Origin of the sequence: Gordonia sp. JH63 (assembly GCF_009856645.1) — a bacterium.
Lineage (GTDB): Bacteria > Actinomycetota > Actinomycetes > Mycobacteriales > Mycobacteriaceae > Gordonia > Gordonia hongkongensis.
In genome coordinates this window covers 2,716,367-2,728,630 of record NZ_CP047235.1, presented here as the reverse complement: position 1 = coordinate 2,728,630, position 12,264 = coordinate 2,716,367, and the positions used below count along the sequence as shown (strand labels likewise).

The 12,264-nt window shown below is 64.1% G+C and carries 10 protein-coding genes and 1 pseudogene; all 11 read right to left on the bottom strand.

The genetic code is table 11. The features are described from left to right. Positions 1 to 96 precede the first annotated feature (96 nt). A complete protein-coding gene (locus GR168_RS12200; RefSeq protein WP_159370846.1) occupies positions 97 to 615 on the bottom strand; it encodes a hypothetical protein in 519 nt (172 codons plus the stop codon). Then, positions 602 to 1,033, bottom strand: a complete 432-nt coding sequence (locus tag GR168_RS12195) for a hypothetical protein (RefSeq protein ID WP_159370845.1) — start codon at positions 1,031 to 1,033, stop codon at positions 602 to 604. Before GR168_RS12195 ends, GR168_RS12200 begins: the two co-directional genes overlap by 14 nt. 773 nt (positions 1,034 to 1,806) lie before the next feature. After that, positions 1,807 to 2,346 (bottom strand): hypothetical protein, encoded by a 540-nt coding sequence (locus tag GR168_RS12190; protein WP_159370844.1) that lies wholly within the window; start codon positions 2,344 to 2,346, stop codon positions 1,807 to 1,809. Between the two features lie 130 nt (positions 2,347 to 2,476). After that, positions 2,477 to 2,770, bottom strand: a complete 294-nt coding sequence (locus GR168_RS12185; protein ID WP_159370843.1) for a hypothetical protein — start codon at positions 2,768 to 2,770, stop codon at positions 2,477 to 2,479. Next, positions 2,763 to 3,527: a hypothetical protein gene (locus tag GR168_RS12180; RefSeq protein ID WP_159370842.1), complete on the bottom strand. Its 765-nt coding sequence runs from the start codon at positions 3,525 to 3,527 to the stop codon at positions 2,763 to 2,765. Before GR168_RS12180 ends, GR168_RS12185 begins: the two co-directional genes overlap by 8 nt. 130 nt (positions 3,528 to 3,657) lie before the next feature. Continuing rightward, entirely contained in the window at positions 3,658 to 4,089 is a 432-nt protein-coding gene (locus tag GR168_RS12175; protein ID WP_159370841.1) for a hypothetical protein, read from the bottom strand. 11 nt (positions 4,090 to 4,100) lie between these two features. After that, positions 4,101 to 4,439, bottom strand: a complete 339-nt coding sequence (locus tag GR168_RS23930) for a hypothetical protein (protein WP_238995115.1) — start codon at positions 4,437 to 4,439, stop codon at positions 4,101 to 4,103. A 129-nt stretch (positions 4,440 to 4,568) separates the two neighbouring features. Continuing rightward, a pseudogene (locus GR168_RS24260) lies at positions 4,569 to 4,703 on the bottom strand (RHS repeat-associated core domain-containing protein); the annotation flags it as partial. A 217-nt stretch (positions 4,704 to 4,920) separates the two neighbouring features. Beyond that, a complete protein-coding gene (locus GR168_RS12170; protein WP_343212988.1) occupies positions 4,921 to 10,569 on the bottom strand; it encodes a putative T7SS-secreted protein in 5,649 nt (1,882 codons plus the stop codon). Then, on the bottom strand, positions 10,570 to 11,214 hold the full coding sequence (locus GR168_RS12165) for a hypothetical protein (RefSeq protein WP_159370840.1): 645 nt from the start codon (positions 11,212 to 11,214) through the stop codon (positions 10,570 to 10,572). It abuts the gene before it with no gap. After that, the gene (locus GR168_RS12160; protein ID WP_159370839.1) at positions 11,211 to 11,603 is read right to left on the bottom strand and encodes an SseB family protein; all 393 of its coding nucleotides are present in this window, start codon (positions 11,601 to 11,603) and stop codon (positions 11,211 to 11,213) included. The genes GR168_RS12165 and GR168_RS12160 overlap by 4 nt, the downstream gene beginning before the upstream one ends. Positions 11,604 to 12,264 lie beyond the last annotated feature (661 nt).

Sequence of the window (12,264 nt, the reverse complement as noted above, 5' to 3'; positions counted from 1 at the left end):
TTCCCCCGAGAGTGCTGCACCGGTCAGAGTCTTCAACGACGGCGCCGATGCTGGCCGCACTGTCAGAGAACTACCTCGGAGAGCCGGTACTGCAACCTAGTTCGGCGGTAAGGGCTTGCCCCAGGCTCCGCTCGGACTGCCGTCGAAAAAGTAGCGCTCGGCGGTTTCCCGGTCGCGGATCACGACGAAGGAATCCGGAATCATCTCGATGTCGCCGTTGCGATTGGTCTCGCCAAGTGCAACGCCGAGAGGCTCCGTGTGGTCGAAAACGAACATTGCCGCCCACAGTGTCTCCCTCACCTCGAGGAGAGAGACTTGCCCGGTGGCAACTCGGACAGTCGCGACCTTGCCTGACGATTGAATGGACGGAGGAAATGGCTCGTCGACGGACTCGACTGTCAGCCGGACTGTGGCTGAGACCTCGCTGTAGATGCGCAAGCAGGTTTCGTCGTCGAAATGAACAAGTACGGGCCAAAATGTCTCGAACAGCGCCGGATTCTTGACTGAGAACTGCGCAGCAGCGCTGCTGGACCAGTCATAACAACTGAATCCGCGTACCGTCCTCCCAACGGAACGGCGCAAGAGATTGATAGACTCCGAATCATCGCCTGGCATCTTGGTGACTACTCCATACCGTCACTTCGACACCGTAAGTGTTTTCTTCAGAGCGTGACTCGATTCGCAGTTCGGGGAACTGGGAACGGGCTTGCCGGCTCCATCCGGCGGTTATCCATTGTCCAACAAACTCTGCAGCTGGTCCGTCCACGTCCAGGATGTCCCAGACATGGAGGTGATTGACGACTTTCTCGACGCTCTCGAGGTCGCCCAGTGTCCTGATCCAACTATCGATACTGTCGTTGTCCGCATCCGATCGGACCAGACAATCGCGGTAGATACGAAACTGTCGCGCATGAATCATTGCAATCGCGATCGCAGTCGGCGGTTTGCCGAGGTTATACAGGTACGATTCGGGATCGAGGCCACCGGTCTCCTTGACCTCCGGCAAGGACTGCCATATCTCTTCGTTCGTCATCCCAGCCCAGCACTCTCGTCCGGCCGCGCCTTCCGCACAAGCTTCAGTTTCGTCGGGAGAGTCGTCCCGTTACGGGCAGTGTGACGCAAGACCTCGGCGACGTGCGAGGTTGGACTTGCACCGCGTGCTCGGCCGGTGACTGCCGGTGTCACTGCTCTCCTCCGACGATCTTGAACCTTGACAGTGTGTTGCCAAGAGCCGAAACAGCTTCGCGCTGTCCGAGGAACTGGAAACCGTGTTCGACGTCGTCGAATGCGCCGAAAGACCCCACGACGAGCTCCTCCGGCCCAGTGGTCTGTAGCGATGACATCAGTAGGCTCTGCAGCTGAACCGGCTGACGGCGAAATGCGGCACGAGCGGTATCTGGAACTCCCCGTGGCCTGACCGTCCCTATGGCCCGTGATCATCTGAGCGCCGCAAAGTACGCTGCTGAGCCTGGCATGTCTGCGAAGCCCAGCGCTTGTTGGGTTCCGTCGTCATATTCGCGGATCCAGGTCGTTCTCTGGCCTCCGGTGTCGTCAAGCCCAGAGAACATCAACCAGGGTCCGTCTTTGTGCAATCGGAGGGCCGCGAGACGGTTTGGCGGCTTCGCCGCGCCAGTGAAGACGCGGAGCTGCCACGTCCATGCTGGGTTCGTCCCCAAGCGTGCGGTGAGGTGTCCGACGATCAAGTCGACACCTGTCGGCTCGGACGGCGCTGACCTGCGGTAGAGAACCTCGAGTGCACATAGATCAGGCAGCCCGAGTTCAGCGAAGCCCGGCCATCGGCTTGCGTCAGTGGTCTCGAACTAAATGGTCATAGAGCTCCTTGTCACGGGGCGCTGGGTGAATATCCGGTTCTGGGCGGAAGCAAGAGAAAGCACTGTGCAGACGCAGAAAGAGGCTTTCGACGAATGCCTCCGTGTCAGTGGGCGCATCCACGCGCGCGCTGATCTCTGCCAGAACCATTGTCTGCTCGTCGGAGAAAATCCAGAAGGCCTTGCTGGACGACTCATTCAACTGGTCCAGCGCCCAACTCGAGAGTTCCGTCCAACCGTAGTACCCGCCCTCGAACCAGGCCAATCTGAGAACGATCGCATCGCGTGCAGACTCGGTTCGGACGGCGAACTTCACCATTGCGACCAAGTCCGGGTCCCCGACGCTGAAACCGTCGTAGAGTCGGTCCATAAGCGGCAAAAGCGTTCGGTGCGCGATGCTGACCCGCCACCAGTCACTCGTGAAGTGCTCTGCGGCCACACCCCACGCCGACGAAAGCGGTAAAGGACGAATGACTTCGATGGTGTCGAAGTATCGCCCATCGATCCATCCGATCACGCCGTGGTCATCGACTGTGAGGAACCGCGATGACTTGTTGACCACAGCGTGGGCTACACACGTATAACGATGTCCTTCAGTCAGCGCGAATCCGGCAGTGCCGCTGAGGGCGTCCGGACGGTATAGGTCGTTACAGACGAGAATCATCGAGCACCGCCTCGAAGTCTGCGAAGAGCGATCCGAGAAGTGCCTGATTAGGGTTCAGATTCCTATCGAGACACACCGCGTTTTCGATTTCGATCTCCGCCCAGACCTCCCAGAGATCGTAGTACCGCGGCCAGCCGGCATCTCCGAGAGCATTGACGGCCGATTTCAATTGCCAGGCGAGCCGGTCAACAGACAGACTGCCCGCTGTGTACGCCGCGATCAGCGAACGGGCCTCCTCGATCAGGATCGGCACTTCTTCCGCTGTTGAATCAGGCACCGGCGGCTCCGTCAATGGCTTGGCGGGCAGCTCGAGGCTCGAGTGGTAAGCCCACGATGGAGACGCCCGCTCTGCGATTGCTGATGAACCATGGGGCTCGTCCGGCATCGGACGTCACAATGACGTGATGCGCGTCGCGGAACTCCAAGACGCACTGGCGAGCTGAGTATTGGACGCGTTCTAGCTGCATGCCGACAGTCGCCGGTACCGGGCCGGCTAGATGGCGGGAGTATCCCACCGGTGGACCGACCTGCCAGGGGCACGCAACCAGCACGGTCCACTGGTCGGTTGACACAGACCATCCCGGTGGGAAGCTCCGCACGGTACGCACTTCGCCGAGGTCACTGAGCTCTCCAGGTTCGACCACCCGCGTTGTGGTGCGGACATGCTCGATCTCGGACGGCGAACTCCCGATCAGGAGGATGCCCGGCACCCGCATCGTCCAGGGTTCGTACGAATCGTTGGGATCCGCTGTCAGCGAGATCCGGATGCCACCGGCCAGTGAGAACGTGGGATCGTCCATGTCTCTGTTCGATTCGACGGCCGTCACCGTCGCGCCGATCAGTCGACTGGACAGCTCTTCGAGTTCGCTCAGCGCGGAGTCATCGCTGAAATATCCCTCAGCCGTGGCGATCGTATACGGACACGTGGCGTTCAGATGCCACTCCGTGCCGCCGATATGCAAGCTGTAGTCGATCAACTCGCATCGCGCTATGCGCAGCGGCAGTGCGTGTCTGACGATCTCGAGGGTCGTCACGGGGGAAAGGACGTGGTCTGGGTCGAGGTGCCGCACCAGGCGATGCCCCCGACCGGGATGCCGCGGGCCCTTCTGACCTGCTCGAAGCCTGCACAGTCGACCGAGCGGATCCATTTCGACTGACAGAACGTCACGTGTTGAGCTCGGCTAGCAGGTTCCTCAGTCTGACTCCTTCTTCGCGTTCACGCGCTTGTTTGGTAGTGGGTGTATCTGGGGTGACGTAGAACCTAATAAACCCCTGTTCGTAGAAGCGCTCCATGCTGGAGGATCCGAATTGTAGATTGTCGCCTTCGATGGTTAGCGCGAAGAGGTCGTCAGACAGCTCCACGCGGGTCGGGCGCGCCGTGAAGTACCACGTATAGCCTAGGTCAGCGTAGATCGCGTTCTTCTCGCGAATCTCTATTGACTCCAAAAAGAAGTAGGTGTCGAGTGACCTGCCGCGAGGAGTGTCCGGCAGTTCGATATATATTACTGTAGACTCCGAGTAGGTGGTGAAGAATTCCGTCAAGCCCCGGCGGGCCAGATCGCAGATATTATCAAGCATTGAATCTCTTTCTGTCATTCACAAATTAACTAACGTAGCCAGTCCATAGGTACAAAGAAATCCGGTTCGAAGACGATCTGATTCCCCCCTCCGAGCAGAACACCGCCACCGTAGATATCCTGCGGCGCAACTGCTCCTTCGAAGAACCGCACTCCTGCCGGAACCTCGATGGCACTGATAGCCGTTGCCTCGTTACCCCATTCTGGGTTCAGGGCGCTGTCGATGCGAGCCTGCATTGGTCCATGTGGACGGTCGCGTGACCAGAACTGCCCAAGAGGGAATTGTCCTTCGGTGTAGGTTCTATAGAGAGTCATTGGCGCCGTAGTTACCTTTTCTGTGTAACCACTGCCGCGGAAAGTTTCCGCCATACTTTCCTTCAATGGGCCCTGTTCATGCGGGCCGTATCGGCGGACGATCTCCTCGCTCGAGCAAGGTGCGAGTCCGGCAGGGTCGCAACTAATAGCTGGGTTTGTGGGATATATATGGGGATTCGGCGCGGGTGCCAACCCTAACGGGTCTGGACTTACGTAGCGTCCCGTGCCCGGGTGGTAGTAACGATGTCGGTTGTAGTGCAGCCCGCTCTCAGAGTCGACGTACTGGCCGGGAAACGCCCATGGCGTCGACGAGCCCACCCAAGTGCTCTCGCCGTAAAGCGTTCGTGTGGCATGCCCGGCGACTTCGCCGGTGTGCGGGTCGACCAGTGCAGTTGGCGTCGCGACCTGGTCTGTGACGATCGCGAAGAACTCTCGGTCCACCTCGGTCTGCGTCCACTCGACCGGCTTGGACGGTGCATACGTAGGCGCGCCCAGGTTGAGGCTCACCTCCCCGTCAGGCGCACTCTCTTTGTGCTCAACGCTGCCCTGACGGCGTGATCGATTCCGTACTGCGCGTCTGCGCAAGAGGTGTGTACGCGTTTGGTGCGAACGTCCAGCTAGTCGCCGCGAGGCCGGCGATGGACCGTTCGTCTGGCGCGTGTGACATCGCCTCTGTCTGCTCGACCATCTGCTCGCCGTGCCAGTGGAACCTGGTGATTGCCCCAGTTGCCGTATCGGTCTTGCTCACGCGTCGCCCGAGGTGGTCGTAGGTATACGACCACGTCGTCCCGTCGGGAGTGGTCACGCTACGCATCCGATCGTGAGCGTCCCAGACGTACCGCCACACTTCAGGTTTGCGCGACAGTCGCCTGCGGCTCGTCGAGGTGAGGCGACCCGCGGGGTCGTAGCGGTACGACGTGCGGCCGTCATCGACGAGGAGGGTGCCGGAGTATCGCCATCGGGGACCCTTCGAGGCTCGGCTAGCGCCTTGCACCTCAGGGAGCGGGGGCTGACTGCCGCCTCGCACCTCAGGGAGCAGGGGCTGGCTAGCGCCTCGCACCTCAGGGAGCAGGGGCTGACTGCCGCCTCGCAGCTCAGGGGACGGGGGCTGAGCGGTCCCCGGACGCGAGCCACTGATCCCGTAGGCGGTGATGTTGCCGGTCGCGTCGTAGGTCAGTTGCTCTGTGCCGGCGGGACTGACCGCCGCCGTGATCCGTCCGAGCGCGTCGACCTGGTAGTCGGTTTGGCCACGATTGGCGAGTGTCGTCGTCGAAGCAGTGAGAATGCCGTCGGCGCGGTAGGTGTACTCGGCTCGTGCGACGGTGCGTTCCGGTCCCCCGCCGGCCGATCCACTCGAACCGAGGTTCAGCGTCGCCGGATTGGCAGAGACCGTCGCAATCGACCGCCCGATGAGCCGTCCGACCGAATCCCACGACGAATCGATGGCCGTGCCCTCGAAGCGTCGACGCTGCTCGCGACCGGAGGCGTCGGTGGTGATGTCGCAGGTACGACCCGCCGTCGAAATGAAGTCAAGCACGCCGCGCGGGTCATACCCGTAGCGCGTGTGCACCGCCGTCGGCGTCGTCACCGCAGCCAGACGGCCCGCGCCCGTCCACCCCGACTCGATCACCCAGTCGGCGGATCCGTCATCCACGCCGGTCAGTAGAGGCATGCCCGCCGCCGTATACGTCGCGTGCCACCGTCCGAACGGGCCAACGACACTCTCCGGCCACCCGGCGAGGTCGTAGCTGTACTCGGTGACCTCTCCGTCGAAGACGGGGTTGAGCGGGTCGGAACTACGTTCGGCGACAACACGACCGGCCGCGTCGTACTCGAACGCTACAGTCTGCCCGGCCGCGTTCGTCCGCGTGGCGAGCCGCCCGCCCGCGTCGTAGGTGTAGGTGGTTGTCGCGTTGTTGAAGTCGATCTCGGACTGCAACGACCCGTCCGGGTTGTATGAGTAGCTCCACACCAGACCGTCGGGGTTGGTGACCGCGACGAGCCGGCGTGCGGTGTCGTAGGTGAACTCCGTCCGCGAACCATCAGCATCGATCCGCGCGACCGGCAGGTCGTAGTGGCCGTACTCCCAACGCGTGGTCGCGCCGACCGGATCGACGTAGGCGACGCAATTGCCCTCGCCGTCGTACTCCCACCGCGACTGTCCACCATCGGGAGCGATGAGACTGGTCCGGTTGCCCATCGCGTCGTACCCGACGGTGGTTCTGGCGCCCTCGGCGTCGACGACCTCGCCCGGCCGCCCAAACGCGTCGTACGCGATCCGCGTCGTGTTGCCGAGCTTGTCGATGATCTCGGTGGGTAGTCCGGCCGCGTTGTTGCGGTACCGAACCGTCACGCCGTCGGGATCCGTGAGCGACGTCAGTGCGCCGTGTTCGTCGTAGGTATACGACGTGACCGCGCCGGCATTGTCGGTCACCGTCAGCGGACTTCCACTGTCGGTGTACGCGATACGCGTGGTGACCGGGCCCGGTTCGACGATCCGATCCGGCCGTCCCGGACCCGCGTAACTCACTTCCGTCGCTGCGCCGTCGGGTCCGACGATCCGCTCGACATCACCGAAAGCGTTGTAGTGCAGTCGTGTCGAGAGTCCATCTGCACCGGTGAGCACCATAGGTTGTCGACTGTCGTTGTAGTCGATCCTGGTGATCCGACCCAGCGCGTCGATCTCCTGCCGCACCCGATTGTCTGCATCGATGCCGTACAGCGTCGTCGCGCCGACGGCGTCGGTGTAGGTCGTCATCGACCCGGGGTCCGCCGTCCGCAGCCTGTAGTCGAACCGCCCGGACCACACTCCGTTCATGCCGGACTGGATGGTCACACGACCCAGGTCGTCGTACCGGTTCCAGTACTCCATCCCGATCGAGTCACGCCACCAAGTCATCCGCCCGGCGTCGTCGTAGCCGAAATGCGTTGTCGCACCGACGGCGTTGCTCGACGCTGCGAGATGACCGCGGTGGTAGGCGAAGGTGCACAGTTGCTGGTCGACCGGAACCCCGTCCACCCCGGCGGCCAGGCGGTAGCCAAGGATCCGAGCGCCGTCGCACTGCACATCGATACGGTAACCGGCGGAATGCTCAACCGCCGAGGGTCTTCCGTGCTCGTCGAAGACGAAGCGGATGCGGTTGTGATGCCGGTCGGTCATCGCGGAGACGGCGATGCTCCCGGCCGCGACGTCGACGCCGTTGAGCTCCGGGATGGGGATGTAGAACCAGCTGATGAGCGTGCGGACATGGGTCAGCTGGTAGCCGTCTGTCGCCGTTGCTCGCAGTTCCCAGTCGGTGTCGTTCACGCTCCGCGACACGGAGTCATCCTGCGGCTTCGGGAAATTCGTCATCGTGCCGTCTGCGTCGACGACGGTCACCAGGTCGTCGGAGACGATGGCGCGGGCGTCGAAGGTCGACGGTGTCGTCGGTCCGAGCCATCGACCCCACCGATACCGCGACCGATGTCGATGGGTCAGTCGGAGCGGCAGGACGCCGGGAAGGTCGACGTCGGTCAGGGGAAGGAAGTATTCGCCGGTCGCGACGTTGACGGGTTCGCCGTTGCTCCGACACTGCTCGGGCGTCTCGTTGCCCTCGCTGGTGTCGGCACGTTCCGTCGAGCCCGCGTCGGTGCGTTCGGGGTGAGCGGGGTCGATCGGTTCGCCGGTGTCGTTGTCCGGGGCGGAGTTATCGACGTCCGGGTTGTCGCCGTCGGGTCGATTATCTGGGGCGGGGTCGCGCGGCGACGACGGTGCATCGGGGCTCGCCGGACGTGGGCCGGCCGGTGACGGGCGTTCCGGTGTGAACGGGCGGTCGGGAATCACTGTCGGCGCGATCGGACGGTCGTCGGGTCCGGTGCGCGCCGGGTTAGGTGTTGTGTCCGGCGTGTTCCGCACGGTGGGTTCGGGCACGTGATGGGTGTTCGACTGAACCGGACGGCCGCGGTCCAGGTCGCGCGGTGTCGTCGATTCCGGATTGGTGCGCGCAGGCGGCGTGCGGTCCGGGGTCTGATCGGGTGCGCGCGGCGGTGTCGTGGGAGCATCCGCACGCGCCGGGGCGCCGGGACCAGCCGACGTCGGAGCGGGTTTCGATTGCGCGGGATCGGGTGTGGCATGTGGCGTCGACACCGGAAGGTGCCCGGCGACCGGCGCTACGGGTCCCATTGCGGGCGTGTCGGCGTGGTCAGGCGTGCGCGTTGGGGTTTCGACGACGTCGGGTCGAATTGTCGGCGCGTCGGGATGGATCGAGGCCGGCGTGGGGCGTGGACCAGGCGCGTCTGGGTCGGGTCGCGTGTGAGGTGTTGTGGGACTTGCTGGTTCGTCGGCTTTGGGTGGGTGCCCGCCGATCGGCTCGTCGTGCCGGGTTGGGGTCCGGTCGACGACGGGCTCGTCGGGCTTGGGCGCCGACGGTTCATGGGGCGTCGGGTTCGGTGCGCCATCGCGGTCGGCGGCGTTGTGTCCGGGAGTGGACTGGCCGGGTGAGTGGTCGCCACTGGGTGCGGCTGCGGGAGTGGTGGTGTCGCCACGGTTGGGTCCGGGCGGGTCGTCGTCACCTAGGTTTCGTGGTGCCGAGGCACTGTCCGCAGGTCCCGGCGTCGGAGATCCCGGTCCGTCGGAGACGGGCGAGGAAGCGGGCTCAGGTTTCGGAGTGGGTGCCGGCGTATCCGGATTGGGCGCGAGTGGGCCGGTACCGTCGACAGGTCCGCCGGCGACGGGCTGGTCCGGGGACGCTGCGTTAGGGCGTGGTGTGGGCGGTTCTGGTGCTCCCCCGCTGGGCGGAGTGTCGACGGCATCCGGCGAAGGTGCGCCGGCGTCGGGGGTGGGCGCCGGATTCGGTGAGCCGGCGGGCGCCGGTGACTCGGGGGCCGGGGCCTCCGGTGCGGGACCGTCGGCTCTGGGGACCGGAGGCGCGTTGTGGTCGACACCGAGGTCGGGACCTTGTCGTCCGGGCACCTCGGCACTGGGACTGGCACCAGGCGTGTTCGGCGACGATCCGTGTGGCGCGGGCGTCGGGTGTGGTGACGCGGGCGGGGCGCCTGGGTGACGTGGTGTCGGGTTGATGTGTGGGGTTGGTGGCGTCGACGGCATGTGGCGACCGGCCTTCATGAAGCCGGTCAACATACCGCCGCCCTTCGGACCCGGGGCGATCATCATGGCCGTGTTGCCGATGACGTTGCCCAGTGCCTGGGACGGATCGGTCGACCACCCGGATCCGGCGAAGTTCCGGACGAATTCGTCGGGATGAGCGACCTGGTGCACGATCCCCGCCACCATGGTCGCCGAGTTGCGCATGTAGTTGTGCGGATTGGCGACGTTGTACGGGTTCTGCGGGAGCATCGTGTTCAGCCCCCTCACCACCTCGGTGACCGACCCGATGAGACCTGCCTCGAAGTGGTTGAAGCCGGTGACGGCGGCGGTCCCGACATCGGTAGCGGTCATGCGCGCCTGATCGAACGCGGACGGCATCGGCGGTGCCATGTTCGCGGCGCCGCTCAGTTCGGCCTTGACGCCCGGGGCCGACGAGTTGCGGTGGTCGCGGCCGACTTTGAGGACTCGTTCCGCCTCGGCTTTGTAACCGGGCCACGGGTCGGGTCCAGGATGGGTGGGCGGGGTGTCGCGTCGATCGTTCTTGTAGTCGTCGAGTTCGTCGTTGTAGATGCTGGCGTTGGTGACCCATTCGTCCCGTTTGCGCTCGCCCTCTTCCCAGATGCGCACGGCCTCGGCGGCTTTCTGCTGCGCAAAGGTGACGACGCCGGCCCAACCTGTGAGTGCTGCAGCGGCTTTGGCCGCGGCGTCGCCGGCGGCGAACCATGGCGGAACCTGGCGGCCGATCGCATCGGCAAACTCTTGTGCGCCGTCGCCCGACCAGTCGTCCACCGAAATGGCGCGCAGGCCCTCGCCTGCGGTGACGAAGTTCCCGGCGAAACCCGTGAACTTCGCAGCGAGCGAGGTGATTCCGGCCGGATCACCAAGGATCAGCTCCCTGGGGTCTCTGGTCTCGTCGAGATTCTTCTCGTCGGGCATGGCGCCCAACGAGTTGGCGACGTCGTGACCGAAGTCTTCGACGTTGGTGGCGATGCTGTCGAGGCCGACGGCGCGCAAACCGCCGCCGAGGAGCTCCGTGGCGCCGTCGACGAGTCCCCCGACGACCTCCTTGCCACCCTCGAGGGCGTCGAAAAGCCCCACTTACTTCGTCTCCGGCGTGCCAATTGGTTCGCTCTCAGCGGAGCCCGGTGAGTCGGCGGTGAACCCGTCACGCTCGAAGCCGTCGATCGTGTCGGTGACGAGCGATGACGGATCGACCTGGTGGCGTGCGATGGTTTCGAGGTCCTCGACCACCGTCCCTCGGAGCTGCTCACCGAGCTCCTGGTGTTTCCGCATCTCTTCCGGCGTCAGGGCCCACTGCGGATCGGTGATGGCGTTCTTGTTGTGCTCCCACAGATCGCCCCACGACATGTCCTTGATCTCGTCAGGGGTGAGGCTCGGGTCGCCGAACACGTCCATCGCAAAGTTCTTGAGCTGGTCACCCGCCCACTTCTCTTCACGTTCGTAGTGGCTCGCTCCGAGTCCGAGTCCTTTCGACAACTCAGCCGCCCCGGTCACCAGGGCTCGAACACCCCACTCCCAGCGGTCGCAGTAGTCCTCGAGTCCGCTCTTCGGGTCGGCATGTCCGATGGTTCGGCCGTCGAGGTCGAGGTCGCCGTATCCGCGACCGAGCGCGGCGCTGTAGTCCGAACCGACCCCGGTGTCGGCGAGCCCGTTGATCACGCCGTTGATGCCGGCGCTGGCTTTGTCGAGGGCTGAGGGCTCGACGTGCAGGTCTTCAGTCATCGGACTACCTCGCCCTCGTCGTCGTAGTAACAGTGCGGTGTCAGCTCGCGGGATGGCGGGATCGTCATCGTCGACGGTGTCGCGGGATCGACGACGAGGCCGGTGGGTTCAGGGGCTTGATCGAGGACGCGGTCGATCAGCGCATGCCCGGGAACGTCGAGGTAGCGGACCTCGTCCAGGTCGCGATCGGTGAGCTCGGCGAATTCGCGTAGGCGCTCCGGTGTGGTGAACGCCAGCATCCACGGGATACCGGCCTCCACCAGCGTGAACAGGCGGCCGTGGAGGTCGAGAGGAACCGCGAGGGTGGCATCGCGGAGGGCATCGTAGAGCCGAGGTGGATCGCCGAAACCGGACAAATACGCCCGCACCTCATCGACATATGTCGTCATCACCGGACTCCCCCGCAGTCATCACCGTGTGCCGGTTGATGCTAGATCATGAAGCTCGAGTTCTCGCGGTGGTGTCCACAGGTCGGCTGAACCCGTATTCGCGGTGACACGCCAGGTTGCGTGCCGTCCCATTTCCGCCCGGCGAAGACTCCGGAATGTCGTTTCTGCTTCAAGCCCCCGTGCTGGGTGGAATCAGAATCCGCCACTACGCACATGTCGCGAGTTCGTCCACAACTCGGCGGCCCCCGTCACAATGACCCCGCGTCGTACTAGTCTGTTCGACGAGTCGGCCCCAGCACGGGTCCGTCACCGGGAGGGGGACCCATGAGCACGCCATTCGCCGACGACTCACTGCTGCCCCAGGCCGTCCCGGAAATGCCGGTCAGCCCGCACGGTCGCGCAACGGTACTGCGATCTGAGCGCGCTGATTGGGAGCGAAGGGCTGCTGCGGCGAATTCAGCGGCATCGCAGCTAGCGGAGGCGGCGAGATCCTTGGATCCCGCCGCTCGAGCAAATTGGTTCGGCGACTGCGTCGAGGGTCGTTCTTTTCACGAAGCCTTAAGAGGGTCGCTTGAGCGCCTGTCAGAGACTCTCACTGAGCAAGTGAACCGAACAATCAGCCTAAGTGAGCAGTGCCGACTGGCGGCCGACAGGATCGAGG